Source organism: Methylophaga sp. (assembly GCF_009711715.1).
Classification (GTDB): domain Bacteria; phylum Pseudomonadota; class Gammaproteobacteria; order Nitrosococcales; family Methylophagaceae; genus Methylophaga.
The window spans coordinates 25180-48006 of sequence record NZ_VENF01000021.1; the positions used below are offsets into that span (position 1 = coordinate 25180).

The 22827-nt window shown below is 50.2% G+C and carries 17 protein-coding genes; 8 read left to right on the forward strand and 9 right to left on the reverse strand.

The genetic code is table 11. The annotated features are described in order from the left end of the window. Positions 1 to 42: 42 nt before the first annotated feature. The 3 genes from FH755_RS13100 to FH755_RS13110 form a co-directional block, all read right to left on the reverse strand. Positions 43 to 423 carry a hypothetical protein gene (locus FH755_RS13100; protein WP_292441567.1) on the reverse strand — a complete coding sequence of 127 codons (381 nt, stop codon included), beginning with the start codon at positions 421 to 423 and terminating at the stop codon, positions 43 to 45. Positions 424 to 540: 117 nt separating this feature from the next. Then, a complete protein-coding gene (locus FH755_RS13105) occupies positions 541 to 1317 on the reverse strand; it encodes a copper resistance protein B (RefSeq protein ID WP_292441568.1) in 777 nt (258 codons plus the stop codon). Between the two features lie 9 nt (positions 1318 to 1326). Next, complete coding sequence (locus tag FH755_RS13110) at positions 1327 to 3084, reverse strand: copper resistance system multicopper oxidase (RefSeq protein ID WP_292441569.1); 1758 nt, start codon at positions 3082 to 3084, stop codon at positions 1327 to 1329. Positions 3085 to 3252: 168 nt separating this feature from the next. Between FH755_RS13110 and FH755_RS13115 the strand changes: the two genes are divergently transcribed. Beyond that, positions 3253 to 3936, forward strand: coding sequence for a heavy metal response regulator transcription factor (locus tag FH755_RS13115; protein WP_292441570.1), 684 nt, complete (start codon positions 3253 to 3255; stop codon positions 3934 to 3936). Next, positions 3917 to 5281 carry a heavy metal sensor histidine kinase gene (locus tag FH755_RS13120; protein WP_292441571.1) on the forward strand — a complete coding sequence of 455 codons (1365 nt, stop codon included), beginning with the start codon at positions 3917 to 3919 and terminating at the stop codon, positions 5279 to 5281. Before FH755_RS13115 ends, FH755_RS13120 begins: the two co-directional genes overlap by 20 nt. On the opposite strand, the gene FH755_RS13125 is transcribed toward FH755_RS13120, so the two are convergent. Together FH755_RS13125 and FH755_RS13130 are read right to left on the reverse strand one after the other, a co-directional pair. Beyond that, the gene (locus tag FH755_RS13125; protein WP_292441572.1) at positions 5259 to 6452 is read right to left on the reverse strand and encodes a YbfB/YjiJ family MFS transporter; all 1194 of its coding nucleotides are present in this window, start codon (positions 6450 to 6452) and stop codon (positions 5259 to 5261) included. The two genes, FH755_RS13120 and FH755_RS13125, sit on opposite strands and share 23 nt — an antisense overlap. Positions 6453 to 6566: 114 nt before the next feature. After that, positions 6567 to 7544, reverse strand: coding sequence for an HPP family protein (locus tag FH755_RS13130; protein ID WP_292441573.1), 978 nt, complete (start codon positions 7542 to 7544; stop codon positions 6567 to 6569). 251 nt (positions 7545 to 7795) lie between these two features. On the opposite strand from FH755_RS13130, the gene FH755_RS13135 reads away from it, so the two are divergent. Both FH755_RS13135 and FH755_RS13140 read left to right on the forward strand, forming a co-directional pair. Next, positions 7796 to 8719, forward strand: coding sequence for an ABC transporter substrate-binding protein (locus tag FH755_RS13135; protein WP_292441574.1), 924 nt, complete (start codon positions 7796 to 7798; stop codon positions 8717 to 8719). Continuing rightward, entirely contained in the window at positions 8716 to 12237 is a 3522-nt protein-coding gene (locus FH755_RS13140) for an EAL domain-containing protein (protein ID WP_292441575.1), read from the forward strand. Before FH755_RS13135 ends, FH755_RS13140 begins: the two co-directional genes overlap by 4 nt. Here FH755_RS13140 and FH755_RS13145 read toward each other — a convergent pair. Beyond that, positions 12234 to 12692 carry a hypothetical protein gene (locus FH755_RS13145; RefSeq protein ID WP_292441576.1) on the reverse strand — a complete coding sequence of 153 codons (459 nt, stop codon included), beginning with the start codon at positions 12690 to 12692 and terminating at the stop codon, positions 12234 to 12236. The genes FH755_RS13140 and FH755_RS13145 overlap by 4 nt on opposite strands. Before the next feature lie 307 nt (positions 12693 to 12999). On the opposite strand from FH755_RS13145, the gene dacB reads away from it, so the two are divergent. Then, positions 13000 to 14385, forward strand: a complete 1386-nt coding sequence (gene dacB, locus FH755_RS13150; RefSeq protein WP_292441577.1) for a D-alanyl-D-alanine carboxypeptidase/D-alanyl-D-alanine-endopeptidase — start codon at positions 13000 to 13002, stop codon at positions 14383 to 14385. Positions 14386 to 14467: 82 nt separating this feature from the next. Next, positions 14468 to 16126: an energy-dependent translational throttle protein EttA gene (ettA, locus tag FH755_RS13155; RefSeq protein WP_292441578.1), complete on the forward strand. Its 1659-nt coding sequence runs from the start codon at positions 14468 to 14470 to the stop codon at positions 16124 to 16126. A 197-nt stretch (positions 16127 to 16323) separates the two neighbouring features. On the opposite strand, the gene FH755_RS13160 is transcribed toward ettA, so the two are convergent. Next, positions 16324 to 18030, reverse strand: a complete 1707-nt coding sequence (locus FH755_RS13160; RefSeq protein ID WP_292441579.1) for an NADPH-dependent assimilatory sulfite reductase hemoprotein subunit — start codon at positions 18028 to 18030, stop codon at positions 16324 to 16326. Between the two features lie 59 nt (positions 18031 to 18089). Beyond that, the gene (locus FH755_RS13165; protein WP_292441580.1) at positions 18090 to 19889 is read right to left on the reverse strand and encodes an assimilatory sulfite reductase (NADPH) flavoprotein subunit; all 1800 of its coding nucleotides are present in this window, start codon (positions 19887 to 19889) and stop codon (positions 18090 to 18092) included. A gap of 368 nt (positions 19890 to 20257) precedes the next feature. Here FH755_RS13165 and FH755_RS13170 point away from each other — a divergent pair, with 368 nt between their 5' ends. Further along, on the forward strand, positions 20258 to 21949 hold the full coding sequence (locus FH755_RS13170) for a bifunctional diguanylate cyclase/phosphodiesterase (protein ID WP_292441581.1): 1692 nt from the start codon (positions 20258 to 20260) through the stop codon (positions 21947 to 21949). Positions 21950 to 22083: 134 nt separating this feature from the next. Further along, on the forward strand, positions 22084 to 22461 hold the full coding sequence (locus FH755_RS13175; RefSeq protein WP_292441582.1) for a hypothetical protein: 378 nt from the start codon (positions 22084 to 22086) through the stop codon (positions 22459 to 22461). 4 nt (positions 22462 to 22465) lie between these two features. Here FH755_RS13175 and FH755_RS13180 read toward each other — a convergent pair whose 3' ends face one another. Next, positions 22466 to 22771: a hypothetical protein gene (locus FH755_RS13180; protein WP_292441583.1), complete on the reverse strand. Its 306-nt coding sequence runs from the start codon at positions 22769 to 22771 to the stop codon at positions 22466 to 22468. Positions 22772 to 22827: the final 56 nt, after the last annotated feature.

Below are 22827 nucleotides of genomic sequence, written 5' to 3' on the forward strand. Positions count from 1 at the left end.
AAAACGCCGTCAGCCTCGCTGACAACGCAAAGTTTTTTGGGATTAGCTAAGTGGTGGTGCTCTCAGATAAGGACGCAGATAGGCACTGGCACTGAACTCTGCAGACACAATCTCAGTAAGCGATGAAACCGTATTATGATCTTGAAATCGATCATGCCAGCCGTCATTGACTGGGTGCCAGTCGGGTGAACCGGCATCTGCTGAAGTCTGCTCCGATTGTTCTGACTTGAGGCACAGTCTCAGTGAATTATCATGCAGTGCTATCCGGGCTTCCAGTTGTTTAACCAGGCCGGTACTACTGAACGTGCTGCCAGTTTTAGCGTAGGAAATAACCGGCAGTGATGCCAGTAACAAGGCAAAACACATGACCCATAGCCGGGCGGCTATCTGACTGGTTGATGTGTCTTGTTGTTGGGGCGACATGGGGACGCTCGGCAGTTGTATAGCGCAGTTCTTGTCTGCGTATCGCTAATATACAGGAATTATCCCGGATTGCGATTGAGTTTTTGAACTGATAACGGCGATGTCAAATTAAGCCAATCAGAACCAAAGTCTCACCCCGGCAACAAATGTCGCCGTACTGTCCTCGTCCCCTTCGCTTTCGGCCAGATCTTTTGTATCACCCAGTAATCGGCTGGCTGATACACCGATATAAGGCGCAAATTCCCGACTCAGGTGATAGCGCAGGCGTAAACCGGTGGTGATGCCATTGAGCCCCTGTCCCTGTTCAAAGTCTTCAACTTCAGAAAAGGCATAACTGGTTTCTGCCCGTGCCTGTAATATCAGCTTTTGTGTCAGACGCCAGTCATATTCGACTTCCAGATCCAGCCAGGTATCACCGTCGTCACTGATACGGAGATTGCTATCGATTTCAAACCAGTACGGTGCCAGCCCCTGAAAACCGATAATGCCGTAATAACGCTCCTGCTTGGCTCCGGTGCCGAAGCTGGTCTGGGTGCCAATACCGGTTTGCAGGTCCCAGAATGGACTGATACGGCGGCTGTACTGTAAATCGAGGTTTTCTATTTCACCGCTATGATCATCGTTGTAACTGCCTTCGGTTTCCAGCCAGAATCGATCCAAATCCTTGCCATACCAGGCCTGTGCATCCCACAGCAGTTGCTCACTGCCCTCGATGCTTTGCATCTCCAGTCGATCAAACATCAACTGACCATAAGCCATATCATCATGAATCGGTTTGGGCCAGCTTGGATCTGCCTGAAGACCGATGCCATCAGCCAGGCTCTGGCCTGCACCCAGTACCAGTAGCAGTGCCAGCGTCAAAGAGTAAGCTGAAAGTCCTTTGAATAATTGCATGGATAACTCCTAGGCAACCGAAACGACACGGAACATGCCGGCTTTCATGTGGTACATCAGGTGACAGTGAAATGCCCAGTCGCCGAAGGCATCGGCGGTAATCAACGCCGAAACCCGTTCCCCCGGTTTAACAATAATGGTGTGCTTTCTGGGCCTTAAATCACCGTGGCCGTTTTCCAGCTCCATCCACATACCGTGCAAATGAATCGGGTGATCCATCATCGTGTCATTGACCAGCGTGAGTCTGAGACGCTCGTCCTGGTAGAAACGTATCGGGCCGTCCACTTCCGAGAATTTCTTACCATCGAAAGACCACATATAGCGCTCCATACTGCCGGTCAGATGCAGTTCAATTTCCCGTGCCGGCGCTCTTTTGTCCGGCCAGCCGTGGTGACTTTTCAGTTGTGAGTAGGTCAACACCCGGTGATCGAGATGCTCGAAACCGACACCGGGATCATCAAGCCTGGATATCGGCTTGTCCACGACCATGGCGGCGCCGGGCCCGTGATTATCAGGTCCGTGGGAAACGCTGTCGACCGACTTTGGTTCGCTCATCTGATGGCCATCATGTTTAGCGTGATCCATAGCCATATTCTGATCGGTATTCATCGCGCTATCGCCATGCATGGCATGAGCTGCGCCCATGGCTTCCATCCCCCGCTCTACACGCGGGTAGAGATCAGGAATGGGCGCTGTCAGCCCGGGTGCGGATGCCAGTGTGGCACTGACATAACCGCTCCTGTCCTGCGACTGGGCAAAGAGGGTATAAGCGTCAGCGGTGGGTTCGACAATCACATCATAGGTCTCAGCCACACCAATCCGGAATTCATCGGTCTTAACCGGTTGTACCGGTTGACCATCAGCGGCGACAACCGTCATTTCCAGACCGGGAATTTTAAAATCAAAAAATGTCATCGCCGAGGCATTAATCACCCGCAGGCGCACTTTTTCTCCCGGTGTAAACAGACCGGTCCAGTTGCCGGCGCTGGCTTTACCGTTTATCAGATAAGTATATTCACTGCCGGTGACATCCAGAATATCTCGCGGGCTCATGCGCATCTGGCCCCACATCGCGGATTTTTGCCAGGCTGATTGCCAGCCCATCTTTTCAACATCTTCAAAAAAGTCGGCTACGGTGCGTTGATTGTAGTTGTAGTAGCCTTCAGCCACTTTCAGATTACGCATCACTTCCGCCGGACTGTCGAAAGTCCAGTCGGACAGCAAAATGACGTAGTCATGATCCACTTCGATGTCTTCGCCCGCTTCAGGCTCAATCACCAGCGGGCCATAATGGCCTAACTGTTCCTGCATGCCCGAGTGACTGTGATACCAGTAGGTGCCGTTTTGCACCACTGGAAAACGATATTCGAAGGTTTCTCCGGGCTTGATACCGGCAAAGGAAATACCGGGCACGCCATCCATCTGATAAGGCAGCAAAATACCATGCCAGTGAATCGAGGTATCGACATCCAGTGCATTTTTAACCCGTAAAACCGCTTCCCTTCCCTCCTTGAGTTTAAGCAGCGGGGCCGGAATGGTGCCGTTGATGGTGATGGCTTGTGACGTTAACTGCCGGTCAATTTCCAGCGTGGTTCTGGCAATATTGAAGTCAAAGATATCGGCATTACCCACTGTTTTTTTGGGGACCAGCGACATCTGCTGTTGTTTGGCCAGTGCCGGCATCAACGGGTAAACGGTGCTGAGCAGGCCTGCTGAAGCCAAAGCCTGTAATATTTGCCGTCGTTGCTTGTTATGATGCTGTGTCATACAAATTATCTTTTTTGGTGGTATCAGGGCTTATTGAGATCTCAGTCAGTCCTAGTAAGCTAGCAAAAGCCAGCTGTCACCAAAGTGACGCTAAGATGACAAAAATGTCATGTTGGCTTCATACCTCTGTCAGCTCGTGCTGTCAGGCTGACTGTATTTGGAATCAAAATGCGCCTGTTAATCATTGAAGATGACGAGAAAACCGGAAAATACCTGACTCAGGGGCTAACTGAGGCCTCTTTTGTGGTCAGCTGGGTCCGTCATGGCATTGATGGTTTACATGAGCAGGCCAATACGCCTTTTGATCTTATTATTCTGGATCGGATGCTGCCGGATATGGATGGTCTGCAGGTTTTAAAACAGTTACAAGGCCGGGGCCCCGTGCCGCCTGTTTTGTTACTGACCGCCAAAGACAGCATTGAAGATCGTGTCTCAGGTCTGGAAGCCGGCGCCGATGATTATCTGGTTAAACCTTTTGCTTTTGCCGAACTGCTTGCCCGCATCAGAACCCTGTTGAGGCGTGGCCAGCAACCGGTTGCCGATACGCGTCTGACGCTGGCTGATCTGGAAATAGATCTGGTCGGGCGGCGTGTTTACCGCAACGGCAAGCAAATCAGACTGACTGCCAAGGAATTTGCATTGCTCGAATTATTGCTCAGACATCAGGGGCAGGTTTTACCCCGCTCGATGATTGCCTCCATGGTCTGGGATATCAATTTCGACAGCGATACCAATGTCATTGATGTCGCGATTCGTCGGTTACGCGCCAAGATTGATGATGATTTTGAGCAGAAATTGATTCATACCGTCCGTGGTATGGGATACGTGTGTGATGCAACTGCCCGGGACTAAATTCAAATCTTTGTCGCTGGCAGCAAGACAGACCTTGTTGTTTGCCTTGATTATGTTGATTGTTATCAGTGGCTTAGGTGTGTTTGTTGAAACGGCTATTCGCCATCATTTCAGAGTCGGCGACAACGCAGAACTGCAGGCGATTATCGAACGGGTTGAAATGACCTTAAATCAGGGTGGTAACAATCTGATACAACGTTTTGAAGACATACTGATTGGTCATCACCATCCCCTGTTGCTGGTCACCGAGCCTGGGGGTACGCCGGTCTATCTGAGTGATCCTTCCGCTGCGGGATTGCTGCGCTGGCGGGCTAATGTAGATGAACAGCCGGTCACGCTGGAAACGGCTGACAAACAGCATTACCGGCTTCGCTATCAAACATTCACAACCAGCACGGGACAGCAATTTCATATCACCGCTGCCATAGCCATTGATTACCACCTGAGTTTTCTGCGGCAGTTTAACCAGAGCCTCTGGCTCATTCTGCTGGCAGCCATCGTCATGTCAACCGTGCTGGGCTGGTTAGCGATTCGGTACTCATTGCGCCCGCTTTCTGCCATCGTGGCCAAAATCCGGGCCTTGTCTGTATCGCAGCTGAATAACCCGCTTGACACCAATCAGGTTCCCCAGGAACTGGCACAATTATCTGAGTCACTCAATGCCATGATGAGGCGCATTGATGAAGCCTTTCAGCGCCTGGCGGACTATTCTTCTGATATTGCCCATGAACTCAGAACCCCGGTGACAGCGTTAATGACTCAGACACAGGTTGCACTGACTGCATCCAGAAATCCGGAAGAATATCGTGAGGTACTCTATTCCAGCATGGAAGAGTTGCAGCGCATGAGCCAGATGATTGCCGATATGTTGTTCTTGGCACAGACAGACAATACACAGCAATTACCAGATATAGAAACTATCCACCTTGGCAAAGAAATCAAAAGCTTGCTGGAGTTTTATAATCTGCTGGCTGAAGACAAGCAGATCACACTCTCCTGCCAGGGTGAAGCGAGGCTGTCGGCAAATCGCCTGATGCTGCGGCGGGCTATCGGTAACCTGCTAACCAATGCCATCCGTCATACCGCTGAGGGGGGCTGGGTGCAGTTAGCTATTGAGTCACAGCCATCCGGGGTCTGCATTCATGTGACTAACCCGGGAGAACCGATTACGCAAGCGGACAGAGAGAAACTGTTTGATCGCTTCTACCGCTCCAGAGGTACCGAAAATAAAGGTACGGGACTGGGCCTCGCCCTGGTCAAATCGATTGTACAGGCCCATGGTGGGCAAATCATGCTGGAATCGGACAGTCAACAAACACGCTTTACGTTGTTTTTTCCTCAATAGCCGTGGTGTGGTGAATACGCCAGAGGCAGGCAATCCCCACTAGCATACAAACTGCAGCGAGCCAGAGCGCACCACTGTAACTGCCTGTATGGGTGGAGATATAGCCGGCAATCGCCGGTGCCGTGATTTGTGCCACGCCGTAACTGATAGTGAGTCTGGCCATGGCCTTGGCCGGGTTATGCGGAAATTTGTGGCCGATAAAGACCAGCATCAGACTGACGACCCCCGCAAAAGTCCCGCCAAACAGGATCGCACCCAGCATATTGAACCAGAGGCTGTTGCTCAAGGCAGGAATCACAATTGACACCAGCATAATGCTGTAACTCATCACCAATGCTGAGGTTTCACCGAGCCGGTTTGAAAGCTTGTCCCAGATCACACAGGACGGCACGGCTGTCAGACCTAATATCACCCAAATCCAGTCTCCCCAGCCAGCCAGTGCCGGCATATGCTCAAGAATGGCGACGATAAAGGTGGCACTGACCACATAACCGACACCGGCACAGAAATAGGCTGCAATCATCAGGTTCATCCAGCTTCTGGAGGGTGGCTTAAAACGGTTGTCGCCCTGCTGGGACTGACGGACAGGTGCCGGCATCCAGCGCCAGGCCGGTATAAAAAACAGGATGCCGAAAAAACCCATGACTATCCATTGCATCGACCAGTCCAGCTGATGATTCATCCAGACAATGGCCAGGCCCGGTATGGCAATGCCCAGGCCCAGGCCGGAAAAATGCAGTCCCAGATTACCTTTGAACTGATGGCGCTTGAGCCAGCTCATGACAAAGCCGGCGGCGAGTATGATGCCAGCGGTACTGGATAAACCGGCAATCAACCTGAGCACACTCCACAAAACCAGATTCGTGGTCATTCCCATCGCGATGGTACTGAGTACGGCCAGGACCAGGTTGAGGCGGTAAAGCCTGAATTTAAGCTGTAAATCACTGATCCAGGCGATCAGAATCACACCGAGCAGGTAGCCGACGTAATTAAAAGTTGCCAGCCAGCCTCCAGCCAGAGTCGATAAACCGGCCTGTTCCAGCATCAAGGGTAAAAACGGCGTATAGGCAAACCGGGCAATGCCGACGGTCAGGATCAGGGCGCTGATTCCGGCCATGATGACTTTGAATCTGCTCAGTTGGGGTGAGTTGATCGCTAACAAACTATTCATCAGGCCCTTTTAATCAGCAAGGTTTATGCTGCTTATCATAGCCACTGACCGTGCAGGCTCAAACCGTTTAATGACGCATCAAGCCTGAATTTCTTGCTAATCAGCTAAATTTACTCATGACTGATGGTCTGCCTTGACCCACAAACCCTGTGTTTCAATCACCTCAAACCGCGCCCATTGGCGGAAACTTTCACGATCACAATAACCGGTCTGATACAGGTTCTGTCCGGCCACGGTTTTGTAAATAATCAGATCCCGCCCCTGTTGACAGCGCTCGGCATCATCAATTACCTGACGAACACCCCACAGGCTGCCGATATTGCCATTACTGTAAAAACGACCTCGCTCAATATTTTCCGGGTGACGGATATTAAGCTGAGCATGCTGCCTGGCTTTTTCCAACAATTCGGTCAGCCCTTCTTCGGTGATATCGACGAATGAGTCAAGCTCATGTATGGCTGCGTTAAAATCTTCGGTGGTCAGCACATAATCCGAGGTTGGCATCAAGCTTTGTTTTACGCTGATCTGTCGGGTATTGAAATGGGCGGGATAGCGTCGCCATGGAAACAGAAAGTTAAAGCTCAGTGCAATCGCCAGCATCACAGCCACATTAAGTAATAACGGATACAGCAAAAACTGGTAACCCATTTCACTAATCTCGCTGCCACCAATGACCGCAGTCAAAGCACTGGCGCCACCCGGCGGATGAATACAGCGCAGATAATACATGGCACCCACGGCGAGTCCTACCGCAATGCCGGCCGTCATAAAGCCTTCCGGCAACCACTGCTGGCAGCAGACACCGATAAAAGCCGAAATCATATGGCCACCGATAACCGGCCAGGGTTGGGATAGCGCCCCATGCGGTACGGCAAACAGCAGCACGGCTGAGGCCCCCAGAGAACTGATAATCAGCACACTACCTGTCAGTCCGAGCTGTGCTTGCTTCAGCACCCAGATTGAAAAAAAGATAGTCACCGCCATCCCCACCGCTGCGCCGAGGGCAGAAATCAGCTTTTCACCATGACTTGTCTGGTTCCGTTCAATGCCCAGCCATTGCGCAGCGGCACTTATATGGGATTTCCAGCTCATTGAAAGACTCAACTTGCACAATAATGGTGCGCTATCATAGCGATGATGGTGTCTGATTACCATAAAAACAGGTAAATTAAATACTTGTTATTTACTGGACCGTGTTCCGACACACTTTGGCTGGAATCTTGCTGAGAATTGTGCTGGATCAATGCAGTACTGTTTATATGACGCTAGGCTCTGACCGCGTTGTTATCCGAGTCGAAACTAAAGGAATGATTCTGAACCTGTTTAAGCCTTTGACACAGTTAGTGCGCCTGCTTTTTTTGCTTGTGTCAGTTAGTGCCTGCGAGGGAGAAAAAGCGCCTATTCGCGTCGCCAACCATGTCTGGCCCGGCTATGAGTTTCTTTCATTGGGTCAACAATTAGGTTATCTGCCGCAACAGAAAGTGACTCTGGTTGAAAGTCGCTCTGCCACAGAGTGTATTCAGTTATTGAAACAAGACCGTGCTGATGCCGCTACCCTGACCCTGGATGAAGTGTTACTCGCCAGAAGTCAGGGACTGGATCTGACGATTATTCTTATCATGGATATCTCGGTCGGTGCCGACCAGTTGATTACCAGGGAAGCTATCGATTCACTTGAGCAGCTGAAAGGTAAAACTGTCGCACTCGAACAGACGGCGGTAGGCAAACTGTTGCTGGCTAAGGCCAGTGAAAAAACCGGACTGAGCCTGGAAGATTTCGAGCTGTTACCTGCCACCATAGATCAGCATGTAGGGTTGTGGCATGAAGGCAAAGTGGATGCCATAGTGACCTATGAACCCGCGGCATCAATCATGCTGCGTAATGGCGGCCATGTCATTTTCGATAGTAGTCAAGTTCCTGAAACAATTGTCGATGTATTAGCTGTAAGAACCGATCTTATTGAGGAACACTCCGTTATGTTGCACCTGTTGGTCTCGGGCTTCTTCAAGGCGCAGAAACATTTTCTTACCAACCCTCAGGATGCCGCATACAGAATGTCTGACAGACTGAATGTGCCCAGCCGTGAGGTGATGTCTCTTTATCAGGGGCTGGAATTGCCGAGCATCAAACATAATAAAAAACTACTCACACCTGCCAACCCGCAACTGACTTCGGTTGCCAGGGATATTCTGCAACTTGGCCTATTTTCTGACACTGATGACCCTATGCTGACAGATCAATTACATACCGACCGGTTCCTGCCATGAAAAGCGGTCTGCTCCTTTTGATTTTATTCCTGCCCGGCCTCAGTCTGGCAGCTGAAAGCTTTCATCTGGGGATCTTTGCCTACCGACCGGTTGAGGTCATTGAAAAACGCTGGCAATACCTTGAATCCTATCTGGAACAACAAGTCCCGAATTCTGATTTTGTACTCCACATACTGGAACTGGATGAACTGGAACAGGGCGTTCAGCAGAACCGCTTTGATTTTGTTTTTACCAACCCGCTCCATTTCATTCAGATGCGCAGCAAATATCCGCTCTCCGGTGCGCTCGGCACGCTGGTAAGACTGGAAAACGAACATCCGGTATCAGCTCTGGGCGGTGTCATTTTCACGCTCAAAGACAATCAGAAAATCAAGCGTCTTGCGGATATTGAAGGGGAAACCATTGCTTCTCCCGGTAATGGCTTTCTGGGCGGTTATCAGGCCCAGCTATATGAACTGCATCAGGCCGGTATTGATATCAGTCAGCTTGATATCGTATTCACTGGCTCACCGCACGACAAAGTTGTTCAGTACTTACGGGCTGGCAAGGCCAGTGTCGGCTTCGTCAGGACCAGTACGCTGGAACAAATGGCGGCCGAGGGCCAATTGTCGATGGATGAGCTCAAAATCATTAACCAGCAGAGTTTATCCGACTACCCCTTTGTTATCAGCACCCGACTTTTCCCCGAGTGGCCTTTTATTGCCCTGCCTAAAGTAAGTGAGTCGACAGCACGACGAGTAGCCTCTGCCATTCTGGCACTGGAACCCAGTCACCCTGTCAGCCAGCAAATCGGTATTTCCGGGTTCACGGTACCAGCCGATTACCTGCCGGTTGAACTCTCAATGCGTGAATTAAGATTGCCGCCGTTTGATGTCGAGCCGGATGTCAGCCTGATGCAGATCTGGCAACAGCATAATGGGCTGATTATTGCCCTTGTGTTTACCTCCGTGATGATTCTGCTGTTGCTACTGGTCATTGCCAGGCAAAACTATTCGCTCCGGCTCAGTGAGCAGAAAGTCACCCAGTATCTGAAAGAGATTGAGAAACGCCATCAGTTTCTGCGCAGCACTTTCTCTGCTATCCCTGATTTAGTCTGGATTAAGGATCCGAAAGGGGTTTATCTCGACTGCAACAGTCGCTATGAGAGCTTCATGGGTAAAGCCCGGGATGAGATTCTGGGTCAGACTGATCACGATCATATTCCTTCACAGCAGGCCAGCGAGATTCATATTCATGATCAGGAAGTACTGAGGCATCGACTGCCCAGCATTCAGGAAGAAGTTTATCACTTTAAATCTGATGGCCATGAAGAGGTGCTGGAAATTATCAAGACACCGATTCTGGATGCCACTAACGCGATTATCGGCATGCTCGGCATTGGTCGTGACATCACCAGCCGCAAAAAAGCCGAAGAGGAGTTGCGCCTGTCGAGAGAGGTGTTCGAAAACACACTTGAAGGCATTATGATTACCGACCGCAATGCCATCATCGTTGATGTCAATCCGGCCTTTAACAAGATCACCGGTTATCAGCGCGAAGACGTGATCGGACAGAACCCCTCTATACTCAATTCCGGCCGCCAGTCCCCAGACTTCTATCTCGACATGTGGCGACAGTTGAATGAAATTGGCTTCTGGAAAGGCGAAGTCTGGAACCGCAATAAAAATGGCGAAATTTATGCAGAGCAGTTGTCGATTTCTTCACTGAAAGATGACAAGGGCAATATCGAATTTTTCGTCGGTATTTTTTCAGATATCACCCATAGCAAAGAGCAGCAGGAACAACTGAGTATGATGGCGCACTACGATGTGCTGACCACCCTGCCCAACCGCGCCCTGTTCGCCGACCGTTTCAATCAGGCAATCATGCACAGCAAACGTAATCAGACGCTGCTGGCTATTTGCTTTATTGATCTCGACAACTTCAAACCGGTCAATGATAACTTTGGTCATGAAACCGGTGACCAGTTATTGGTTGAGGTCGCCAACCGGCTGCTGGACAGTGTGCGCGGTGAAGACACCGTATCGCGGCTGGGCGGTGATGAGTTTGCCCTGTTGCTGAATGACATCAACTCAGAAAAAGAATGCATGCGCACTCTCGATCGCATTCTGCACAAGCTGGAAATGCCCTTCGTGATTAATGATCATTCACATTATATTTCAGCCTCCATCGGTACCACGCTCTATCCACGTGATGATGAAGATGTCGACACGCTGCTGCGGCATGCGGATCAGGCCATGTATCAGGCCAAACTCGCCGGTAAGCACCGCTATAACCTGTTTGACAGTCACCACGACAAAGTCGTCACGCAAAAACAGTTGATTCAGGATCAGGTGAAGAAAGCGCTGTATGCTGATGAATTAACACTATTTTATCAACCCAAAATCAATATGGGAACGGGGGAAGTGGTCGGTGTTGAGGCCCTGCTCCGCTGGCAGCATCCGGAAAAAGGTCTGATTCCGCCACTCAGTTTCCTGCCCCAGATTTCAAACACTGAACTGGAAGTGGAAGTTGGTGAATGGGTTATCAACCAGGCCATCAGACAACTGCATGAATGGTCTCAACAAGGCATTGAAATGGAAATCAGTGTCAATATCGCCTCTCACCATTTGCAGCAGCCTTCCTTTGTCTCAAAACTGGGCTATGCCCTGGATGAGTACCCTGATTTGAATCCTCGGCAGCTGCAACTTGAGGTACTGGAAAGCAGTGTGCTCGCTGATCTGAAAAAAATTCGTGAGACCATCGACGCCTGTCAGAATCAAATCGGAGTCAGCGTGGCCCTGGATGATTTCGGCACCGGCTATTCTTCCCTGACCCATCTGCGTTCCTTCTCGGCAGATACGGTCAAGATCGATAAAAGCTTTATTCAGGACATGCTCGACGATCCTAATGACTATGTGATTGTCGACGGCGTGATCGGTCTGGCAGAGTCTTTCAGCCGTGAGGTTATTGCCGAAGGAGTCGAATCCCGTCAACATGGCCTGATGCTGCTGGCCATGGGCTGCCATCTGGCGCAGGGCTTTGGTATCGCACGCCCGATGCCGGCGACGGAGTTTCCTGTCTGGCTCAAGCGTTACCGGCCGGAACAGAGCTGGCTGGATTATGCCGCCAAAACACGGTCGCTCGCTGACAATAAATCCACCTTGCTGAATCTGACTTTCAAACAATGGCATGCCCGCTTTGTCACCAGGTTGAATGCCTCACCAGAGACCATGCTCGACTGGCCGATTATGGATACCAGCCGTTGTCATTGTGGCGTCTGGATAGAGGCGGGTCATAAAGAGCAGTTATTCAAGGCCAGTACCCTGTCAGAACTCAGCCTCGCGCATGATGCGTATCATGCCAATGCGAATGAGATTTTTACTTTATACCAGGACAATGAGTTCGACAGAGCCCGGCAGGCACTTGATAATCTCAACCAGGCTTATGAAAGAATGCTGTCTGCGATTGCCAGCTGTCAGGCGGGACAGATGAACCCGGATAAAATTGTTGCCAGCTACTCCAGAGGCTTTCTTTAGGACTGCTGCTTTCCCTCAAGGCGGCGTTCTATCGATGCAAGCTTTTCATAAGCCTGGGATTCGTTATTGATGTTTTCGACCAGCCCACGGTGAATTGCAACCGAGACCGCTTCCTGATTATTAAAACGGGCACCATTCTTGAAGATGAAATCCACCAGTTCTCGGGCCGGCATATCCAGGTAAAGCGCCAGGTTCTGGGTTTCCTTGGAAAAGAACTTTAACACATCGGGATGGGTATGTTTCACCGTCAGGATGGCAAGATTATCAATCAAAACCAATTCATAACGGGTTTTCTCGGACAAGCCGTTATCCTGCACAAAACGCAGACTGGTCAGGCCTGTCAGTTCGTAAAAGGCATTCTGAACTTTGACTGAAGGTGCCTGCCGGTCGGCAACCAGCACTTTCAGCCATTTCAGACGGTGCCTGGCGAGAGTGATAATGCTCTTTTCCAACAAAGTTCGCCTCCTCCCTCAAGCTCATGTCTCGAGTATTTAGAGCCGAAATCCATTGTAAAGTTTATCAGCCGCATTTGGATAGTGGCATTCGACTGCGCCAAGAATTGGTATTGACGCGTTTCTCCGAACCGCCTGACATTGCTAAGCAATTGATCCGGTATCCAATCCAAATCAACCGCTCTCTGACCACTTTACATTCCTGTTTAATACGGGGAGACTCTGGCTGATAAAAGACCTGACGGGGTTTCTGTCCCGGGGCTGATTAATGAAATGAGTTGTTTTCCTTCAACGTTATGCAAAACGGATTATGTTGAAAATTCCCTTTATCCTGTTCTCTCTGCTATTGCCTGCTCTGGCCTCTGCTGCCGGTCCTGATGCCCACCTTGCCCTGCTCCCTGCGGGTGCTGAAGCCAGCCTGCTGGTGACTGATGCTAAAACCGGCAAGACCGTCTACAGTCACGACGCAGAGACTTTAAGGCCGCCTGCCAGCGTGCAGAAAGTCATCACTGCGCTGGCTGCAAGATTACAACTGGGCAATGAGTATCGCTTCAATACCGATATTGAAACCGAAGGTAACGACGTTATCTTTCGTTTCAACGGCGATCCTTCCTTGCGGCGCGATGATATTCGCAGACTGGTCGCTTCGTTAAAGCGTGAAACCTCGATTATCCGCGGTAATGTTTATCTTAACGGCGCTGCTTTTGATGACTTCGAACTGGCAGACGGTCTGCCATGGGATAACCTGGGCATTTGCTACAGCGCGCCATCAAGCAGTATTTCATTGGATGATAACTGCGCCGTAGCTAAAATGGTGTTCACTGATAATAACAATACCCAAATCGATTTCCAGGTCTCTCGCGACGCGCCTATCAACATCGTTGAAAAACTGGAGCTGACCGACGGCCTGGAAAAACGCTACTGCAAATTCAAACTGATGGCTGATAATACCAACCAGTATACTTTGGGTGGTTGCTTGGGCCGGCATAAAATCCCCCGTTTTCTGAGCTTTGCGATTCAAAACACCGAGCTGTACGTCGCCGAAATCATCCGTCGGGAACTGAAACATGCCGGTATTGAACTGCAGGGAGATGTGATTCGTAACGACCGCGCTTCCGGTCGCATTATCGCCCGCCATGAGTCAGCCGCTCTGCCGGAACTGCTGGATGAAATGCTCAAGGATTCGGATAACCTGATCGCCGACAATCTGCTTAAGGCTGTCGGTCGCAGCTATTACGATGAACCTGGCAGTTTTGATAATGGCGTGTCAGCAGTCAAAGCTGTGTTACAGGAAAAAGCCGGCATCGATCTGGCTCATGCCGCGCTGGCAGATGGTTCCGGTTTGTCGCGTAATAACCGGATGACGGCTACGCAGATAATGGCAGTCATGCAATATATCTACGCCCATCCCGAACTTAAACTGATGGATGCGATGGCTGAAGCTGGTAAGAGCGGTACCCTGCGCTATCGCTACAGCCTGCGTGGTGATACCTTCAAGGGCAGAGTCAGGGGCAAGACCGGCACGCTCTATGGCACCTATAACATCGCCGGTATGATGTCGACTGCATCCGGCAGTGCCCTGCTGTTCGTGCAGATGGTGACCAACTACCATCACCCTGATTATCACCGTCATGAAAAACGGGAAATCAGAAATTTCGAGAAAAAGTTCTATCAGTCGCTGTATTCGATGAAATAAGCGATTTCTCCGGCGTCAGGGATTCGCAATCCTGCCGCCGGAGATGTAAAATTCTGCGCTTCAGAAGTTTTGGAATTCAATCATGGCGCAATACGTTTACAGTATGAATCGCGTCGGCAAAGTCGTCCCGCCGAAACGCGAAATTCTTAAAGATATTTCCCTCTCATTCTTTCCCGGCGCCAAGATCGGCGTACTGGGTCTTAACGGTGCCGGTAAATCCACATTACTGAAAATCATGGCCGGTCTCGACCAGGATTACATCGGTGAAGCCAGGCCCATGCCCGGTATCAATGTCGGTTACCTGCCGCAGGAGCCGGAACTGGATGACAACAAAACCGTACTTGAGGTCGTTGAAGAAGCCGTCTCCGATGTGAAACAGGCTTTGGCGGAACTGGATGCGGTCTATGCCGCGTATGCAGAACCGGATGCTGACTTTGATGAGCTGGCCAAGAAGCAGGCTGATCTGGAAAACCTGATTCAGGCTAAAGACGGCCACAATCTGGATAATGCCCTGGAGCGTGCTGCAGACGCACTGCGTTTGCCACCCTGGGATGCGAAAGTCGGCACTTTGTCCGGTGGTGAACGCCGTCGTGTCGCTTTATGCCGCTTGTTGCTGGATCATCCGGATATGCTGCTGCTGGATGAACCCACCAATCACCTTGATGCCGAATCGATTGCCTGGATTGAGCGCTTTCTGCAGGAATATCCGGGCACTGTGGTGGCGATTACCCACGATCGCTACTTTCTCGATAACGCGGCCGGCTGGATCCTGGAACTGGACCGTGGTCGTGGTATTCCTTATGAAGGCAATTATTCTTCCTGGCTGGAGCAGAAAGAAAAGCGGCTGGAGCAGGAAGCCAAGGAAGAAGCCTCTCACCGCAAAGCCATTGAGGCAGAGCTGGAATGGGTGCGTCAGGGTGCCAAGGGCCGTCAGGCCAAATCCAAAGCCCGACTGAAGCAGTTCGAAGAGATGAACTCACGCGAGTTCCAGAAACGTAACGAGACCCAGGAAATTTATATTCCGCCCGGTCCGCGTCTGGGTGACAAAGTCATCGAACTGAATAATGTGACCAAGTCCTACGGCGACAAACTCCTGTTCGAAAATCTGAGCTTCTCGATCCCGGCAGGTGCCATTGTCGGTATCGTCGGTCCTAACGGCGCTGGTAAATCCACCCTGTTCCGGATGATTGCCGGTGAAGAACAGCCCGATAGCGGTGAAATCGAAATTGGCAGCAGCGTAAAGCTGTCTTACGTCAATCAGTCACGCGAGCTGGATGGCAAGAAGACCGTGTTCGAGGAAATCTCGGATGGCGCCGATATGATAACCGTCGGTAATTATCAGACGCCATCGCGTGCCTACTGCGGCCGCTTTAATTTCAAAGGCTCGGATCAGCAGAAATACGTCAAAGACCTGTCCGGTGGTGAACGTAACCGCCTGCATATGGCCAAGCTGTTGAAAGAAGGCGGCAATGTACTGCTGCTTGACGAACCGACCAATGACCTCGACATTGAAACTCTGCGGGCTTTGGAAGAAGCGCTGCTGGCCTTTCCCGGTTCAGCCGTCGTGATTTCGCATGACCGCTGGTTCCTGGATCGCATCTGCACGCATATTATCGCTTACGAGGGTGAGTCCAACGTGGTCTTCTTCGAAGGCAACTACAGTGACTATGCCGAAGACTACTTCAAACGCTTCGGTAAGGATCACCAGCCTGAGCGGATTAAGTACCGCCGTATCAGCTGATTGTTAGCAACCACAAAGGCACAGAGTACACAGAGATTAATCAGCCTGAACTGATAAATAGGCAAAAGAGTGGTCTTGCAACAAATGCGTGTATTTCAGCAGAATGAATACCGGTTATGTTGGCGAACAACTCTCAATGCCCGGTGATAGTTGAATAAATTCTTCTGTGCTCTCTGCGTCTCTGTGGTTAAATTTGCTTACTTCTGACTGATAAGCGGCTCATGCATCATTGCTGGCGTTCGCTCTTCACCGACGATGCCCTGACGTACCAGAAAATCCCCGAAATATTCACCTTCATGACGCTCGCTGGCAAACTGCTGAATCATCGGTTTCAGCGTTTCCAGTATCGTGTTTTCATCCACGTTTTCCAGATATAAGCGATTAAGCCGCTGTCCGCTGAAATCAGCACCCAGGTAGAGGTTGTATTTCCCCAGTGCTTTGCCGGTCAGGCCAATTTCACCCAGGTAGGGTCTGGCGCAGCCATTGGGGCAGCCGGTCATACGAATATTGATGAGCTGATCCGGCAAGCCGGCATCGACCACAATCTTTTCCAGCTTATTGAGAAATTCAGGCAGATAACGCTCCGCTTCAGCCATCGCCAGACCGCAGGTGGGTAAAGCGACACAGGCCATCGCATTCAGACGCAGGGCCGGACCTTTGCTACCGTCATCAAGTTGATATTTCTCAACCAGGGCTTCAATCTCAGCACGTTGCTCAGCGCTGATATTGGCGATCATCAGGTTCTGATTACAGGTAACCCGGAACTCCCCCAGGTGGACCGCTGCAATTTCTCGCAGAGCGGTACGTAATGCACTTTGCTCGGTATCAGCAACCCTGCCACCCGGAATATATAAAGTCAGGTGCGCCTGTCCGTTGTCTCCTTCTGTCCAGCCAAAACGATCGCCATTATGCTTAAGCTCAAACTCTCTGGCTGTCTGCAGCGGCTGACCATGATATTCGGCAAACTGCTCGATAAACCAGTCCAGGCCGTTATCATCAATCGTGTATTTAAAGCGGGCATGGGCACGGTTACTTCTATCGCCGAAATCACGCTGTATTGCTGCGATAGCCTGGCAGGCATCGACGGTCTGATCAGCGGGTACAAAACCGGCGACCGTCGCCAGTCTCGGATAGGTTGCCTGCTCACCGTATGACATGCCAAAACCACCGCCGACAGCAATATTGAAGCCCTGCAACTTGCCATTATCGACAACCGCAATCAGACCGATATCGTTGGCCAGCACATCGCAGTCATTGTCCGGTGGCACCGCGATCGCAATTTTGAATTTACGCGGCAGATAGACATCCCCATAAAAAGGTTCTTCCGGTTCTCCGCTCTGATAAACCGGCTCTTCACCCAGCCAGATTTCACCATAGGCACCGGATTGCCAGCACAGTCTGTCACTAATATCCTTAGCGATCTGGTAAACCTCGGCATGTATATTTGACTGATGGGGATTAATGCCGGTCACCACATTACGGTTCACATCACCACAGGCACCTTTGCTGTCGAGCATCAGCTTATTCACCTGTTGCATCAGCGTTTTCAGATCTTTTTTCAGGATTTCGTGAAATTGAAAAGTCTGACGTGTGGTCAGCCGTAAAGTGCCGTTAGCACAATCACCGGCAATCTCATCCAGCCCCAGCCACTGTTGCGGCGTCAATACACCACCGGGTAATCGCAGGCGAACCATAAAAGAATAAAGTGGTTCCAGTTTCTGATGACGTCGTTCATCCCGCAGGTCACGATGGTCCTGCATATAACTCCCATGGAATTTGAGCAGCTTATTATCGTCATCTGAAATAGCACCGGTCGCCGTATCGGCCAGGCCTTCCTCAATTCGACCACGCAGGTAATGACTGTTCAGTTTAAGCAGTTCCGCTTCGGGTAATTTATCGTTCATTCATTAACCTAAATAACTTTTGGCATGCTGCTCACCGATTCGGCAGCAGCGCTTGATGATCAGTAAACGTCGCGTTGATAACGTTTTTCGCGGCTAAGCTGACGCAGGTAATCGTTGGCCTCATCGCGGTTTTTGCCGCCCTCTTTGCAGATGATATCGATCAAGGCTTCATTAACGTCAGGCGCCATATTATCGGCATCACCACAAACATAGATATGTGCGCCGTCCTGTAACCAGCGCCAGATATCAATAGATTTTTGCCGGAGTCGATGCTGAACATAGATTTTCTCTTCCTGATCCCGCGAAAACGCGACATCAAGATTTGTCAGCAGGCCGGATTTGCGCCAGGCCAGCCATTCGACCTGGTACAGAAAGTCAGTCAAAAAGTGCTGATCACCGAAAAACAGCCAGTTGCGTCCTTTGGCCCCGCGTTCCTCCCTTTCCTGCATAAAGCTGCGGAATGGCGCGACACCGGTGCCGGGCCCAATCATAATGATCGGTACATCATCATTGTCAGGCAGTTTGAAATTTTTGTTGCTATCGATATAAACCGGGACTTTACTGTCTTCAGTCAATCTGTCTGCCAGCCAGGTCGACGCAACACCGGTCCGTTCACGCTCATGTGCTGAGTAACGAACCGCAGCAACGGTGATATGCACTTCATCCTCCACTGCAGCCTGACTGGAAGCAATGGAATACATTCTAGGTGGCAGCTTGCGCAGTAAACCGACAAACTGGCTTGCATCAAGATCGGCAATAGGATAAGCCTGTACCAGATCCATCACATCCCTGCCCCGCAGCCACTCATTCAGTGCTGTTTTATCTGCAACCAGATCGTTCAGTGCATCGGAGTTAGCCAGTTCCGCCCACTGTTCCAGCAGAGGACGGGTTATTAAGGTTATCTCGCGATGATGCAGTAATACGTCGCTGAGCTGTTGTTGTTGATTATCGAGTTCCACCATGGCTTCAGCATCAAAACCCAGCGTCTCGATCAAGCCGGCAACCAGTTCTGGATCATTCTGCGCATAGACACCCAGCGCATCACCAGGCTGATATTGCAGGCCCGAGCCCTCCAGTGACAACTCCAGATGTAACACTTCCTTATTGGAGCCACGCCCGCTTAAAACCTGTTTTTCCAATACTTCAGCGGGAAACGGATGCTTACGATCGTAAACTGTTTTTTCTGTTGATTGAACCGGTAAGTTAACAGTCGGTGTGGTACTGATAGCGGTAGTCGCCGAGAGCGCCTCAATCAGATCATTGATCCAGCCCTCAGCAGCATCATCGTAATCCACATCACAATCTACCCGCGGCACAATCGCAGTAGCACCGAGCGCGGCCAGGCTGGCGTCAAAATCCTTACCTGTCTGGCAGAAGTATTCGTAACTGGAATCACCCAGTGCCAGTACACTGTATTGCAAGTGTTTCAATGCCGGTGCCTTGCGACCATGCAGAAACTCATAGAGATCAAGCGCATTATCAGGAGGATCTCCCTCGCCATGGGTAGAAGACAACACGGCCAGATAGTCCTCGCTCTTCAGTTGTTTAGGCTTGTAGTCGGCCATATCGAACACCTTGCACTCAATGCCGTTAGCCTGGGCTTTTTCAGCGAGCAAGTGGGCCACATCTTCGGTATTGCCGGTTTGAGAGCCATAAAGAATCGTCAGTTTGACCGCACTTTCCCCGCTTGCATCAGGCACAGACAGAGCGGGTATCTGCATTGCATCCTGTGCTGCACGAAAACCGGACAGATAGCCGGAAAGCCATTCAACCTGCCAGCTTTCCATCCCCTGCAGTAATTGATTAAGTTGTGCCAGCTGCTCATCAGTGAGCGGTGCGTTATCTAACCTGATATTCATTCCTGATTAGTCTCTGAGTCTGTGCCAGTTAAAATAAGAAAATAACAAAATTGCTTATAAATATAAAATATATATTTCAAGTTTATATATTCATAAATGAAATATAGAGCCCGCAGGTGTGTCAGTACAGTGAATTGTCACAACAGATTTTTATCCCGCTGTTATATTCAATGACAATCCAAGTACTGTGAATGCTTCGTGATAAGAACTCTGGCTTTCAGCAAATTCGCTTTTAAATCAAGCAATAAAAAGTTTGCTTTTTAGATCGTCAGGCGTAATATCAGATTTACGTGTGTCAGGAAGGCGATATGGCCAACAATGGATGGCTCGCCAATAAAGCATAGTCGGTACAGGGAGCAGGTTAGACGATGCACACCGTGGATATTTTTCAGTGGTTTAATCGCCACAAACAAGTCATCAACTATTCTGCTGCACCATTGCTGGTATTGATGGTGGCTGGTGTCGCCCTGTTTGTCTACACCACTGGCGGCATCAAATATGTCTATTCCCACTCCATGTATGTGCCTATCGTCCTGTCCGGCATGGTATACGGCATCCAGGGCGGCATTGCTGTCGCCGTGCTCGGCGGACTGCTGCTCGGTCCCTATATGCCCATAGATGTTGTGACCGGCGAAATGCAGGCTACCGTCAACTGGCTTTACCGGACCGGTTTTTTCATTCTTATCGGCGCCTTGAGTGGCATCGCCAGTGATACGGTCAGAGCTTATATACGTCACCTTTACTGGGTTTCACGGCATGATGTGGCCACACAATTGCCAAACCGGCTGGCGCTGATGGATGATCTCAGCGTGATAAGGCACCGCCCAGGCCTGCAGCCGAATTCCAGAATCCTCCTGGTCTTGTCGGTTAACAGCACGATGGAGCTTAAAGCGGCCTTCGGACACGATGTCATTGAGAGCATTATCCGACAGACAGCAGATCGCTTTGGTCATGTCCTGACAAGTCGGGGCCAAGTCTATCGCGCCGATACTGAAGAAGTCAGTGCACTGATTGAGCGAATTGAAGCTCACAGTGTGAATGATTTGTTAGTGAATTTAAACCGCTCGGCACGTCTTCCCTATCAATTTGAGGGCATTCCCGTCCATGTCGATACACGCATGGGTTATGTGGCCATCAGCGATATTCAGGGTGATCCCGGTATATACCTGCAACAGGCCGAATCCGCGCTGAATGCGGCTAATGACACCTTACTCGAATTTGTCGAATATCAGCCTTCTATCAAGCTTGCCACCAGAGAAAACATGTCACTGCTGGGCGAATTGATGAAAGCCATTGACTTAAATCAGCTCAAACTGCACTACCAGCCTAAAATTGATATCCCATCAGGAAAGCTCAGCGGCGTTGAAGCCCTGATGCGCTGGCAACACCCGTCCCGCGGCAATATTCCACCGGGGACTTTCATTCCCTGTGCCGAAAGAAGCACTCTGATTCATTTGCTGACCCAGTTTGTGTTGGCCGAAGCCATGCGCACTGCCTTGTATTTTCAGGAACAATCTGTGACCGTGCCGATTGCGGTCAATATTTCGGCACATAATCTCTGCCAACCCGACTTTGCCGAGAATATTTTTAACTTATTGAGTGAGTATGGCCTCAGTGGTGAATATCTGGAACTGGAAGTGACCGAAAGCGCGCTGATAAGAGATATGGCCCATACCATCCGAGAACTGAGCAAACTTGCCGATGCGGGTGTAAAGATTGCTGTTGATGATTTTGGTACCGGCTACTCCTCCCTGCAGTACCTGCATCAGTTACCTATTTCCGAACTGAAAATCGACCAGTCTTTTGTTCGCAGGTTGCCCCAGGCTCAGGATGCCGTGCATATTATTGAAGCTGCTGTCGGTCTGGCACACAAAATCGATTTGAAAACCATCGCCGAGGGCGTTGAGAATATCTCGGTCATGCAGTTTCTCAGCGATATCGGTTGTGATATGGCTCAGGGCTATTATATCTCCCGACCAGTGCCTGACACTGAATTTATAAACTGGCATCGCCAGCTTCAGGGGCAATTTGACTGGCAAGACCAAAGCAAAATTATTTAACTCTGCCGCGAATTTTTTGTTTCTTCGCTTGTCATAGATGATGTGCTGCTTGCCATAGCAGCATCTTTATCCTTGCTATATCTTGGTTGACTTTGGATGGCACCCTATGTGCCATCCATTTTTTAGACCTGACTATGAAAGCTGCTCAGAAAGCCCGCCTTAAACTTCGTTGTCCGATAACTCTCGCAAGGGAACATCAAATTACTGTGCCCGCCGGCTGGTTCGATCTTGTCTATCAGATGTGCGCTGAAATAGAAGATATTGCCCAGCAAATCAATCAAAAACGGCGTCAGCGTATGTTTTTGCCACGCATCATTTTTATCGAAGAGCATATGGGTAAGCTGACCTGCGAAGTGATTAACGGCAACAAGGATATCAGCGAGGTGATCAAAAAGGCCCAAATGCGTTCAGTACAGCGCTGCATGTACTGTGGGGACGAGGCACATCAGTTTCGTCGTGGCGGAAATCTCGTCAGCTGTTGCGACAGACACCGCTCACAATTTTCACTATAGAAAATCAGGGATGATTGCGTATACAGCTGTCATAAACCTGGCTTTCAACCTGATCCTCATTGAGTGACTCATCAAAACTAAAGGCGAGATTGATAGCCAGGTCGACTATGCGGAAAAATTCGCTGTTAATAAATTCCGGTGGGGTTTCCTGCTGCATCTGATCTTTTGTTTTACCCTCCAGACGCTGCACAAAATAATCTCCGGTCAACGAGGCAATCATGCCACATTGTTTGTGTCCGTCCTCAGCCATGGCGGCTGTGGTCATCAAGCTTGTCGCAAGCAGTGCTGCCGGAATCAGTTTGGTTCGCATGAGATTACCCCGTTTTTTCACGCATCATTCGCAACTAGACTGCAATAATGGTCGCT

What these genes read in the sequence shown, in the direction of transcription:
- FH755_RS13115 (WP_292441570.1), top strand. Translation starts at nt 3,253, where the DNA reads ATGCGCCTGTTAATCATTGAAGATGACGAGAAAACCGGAAAATACCTG.
- FH755_RS13130 (WP_292441573.1), bottom strand. Translation starts at nt 7,544, where the DNA reads ATGAGCTGGAAATCCCATATAAGTGCCGCTGCGCAATGGCTGGGCATT.
- dacB (WP_292441577.1), top strand. Translation starts at nt 13,000, where the DNA reads ATGTTGAAAATTCCCTTTATCCTGTTCTCTCTGCTATTGCCTGCTCTG.
- FH755_RS13175 (WP_292441582.1), top strand. Translation starts at nt 22,084, where the DNA reads ATGAAAGCTGCTCAGAAAGCCCGCCTTAAACTTCGTTGTCCGATAACT.
- FH755_RS13125 (WP_292441572.1), bottom strand. Translation starts at nt 6,452, where the DNA reads ATGAATAGTTTGTTAGCGATCAACTCACCCCAACTGAGCAGATTCAAA.
- FH755_RS13100 (WP_292441567.1), bottom strand. Translation starts at nt 423, where the DNA reads ATGTCGCCCCAACAACAAGACACATCAACCAGTCAGATAGCCGCCCGG.
- ettA (WP_292441578.1), top strand. Translation starts at nt 14,468, where the DNA reads ATGGCGCAATACGTTTACAGTATGAATCGCGTCGGCAAAGTCGTCCCG.
- FH755_RS13180 (WP_292441583.1), bottom strand. Translation starts at nt 22,771, where the DNA reads ATGCGAACCAAACTGATTCCGGCAGCACTGCTTGCGACAAGCTTGATG.
- FH755_RS13110 (WP_292441569.1), bottom strand. Translation starts at nt 3,084, where the DNA reads ATGACACAGCATCATAACAAGCAACGACGGCAAATATTACAGGCTTTG.
- FH755_RS13170 (WP_292441581.1), top strand. Translation starts at nt 20,258, where the DNA reads ATGCACACCGTGGATATTTTTCAGTGGTTTAATCGCCACAAACAAGTC.
- FH755_RS13105 (WP_292441568.1), bottom strand. Translation starts at nt 1,317, where the DNA reads ATGCAATTATTCAAAGGACTTTCAGCTTACTCTTTGACGCTGGCACTG.
- FH755_RS13120 (WP_292441571.1), top strand. Translation starts at nt 3,917, where the DNA reads ATGCAACTGCCCGGGACTAAATTCAAATCTTTGTCGCTGGCAGCAAGA.
- FH755_RS13160 (WP_292441579.1), bottom strand. Translation starts at nt 18,030, where the DNA reads ATGAACGATAAATTACCCGAAGCGGAACTGCTTAAACTGAACAGTCAT.
- FH755_RS13140 (WP_292441575.1), top strand. Translation starts at nt 8,716, where the DNA reads ATGAAAAGCGGTCTGCTCCTTTTGATTTTATTCCTGCCCGGCCTCAGT.
- FH755_RS13165 (WP_292441580.1), bottom strand. Translation starts at nt 19,889, where the DNA reads ATGAATATCAGGTTAGATAACGCACCGCTCACTGATGAGCAGCTGGCA.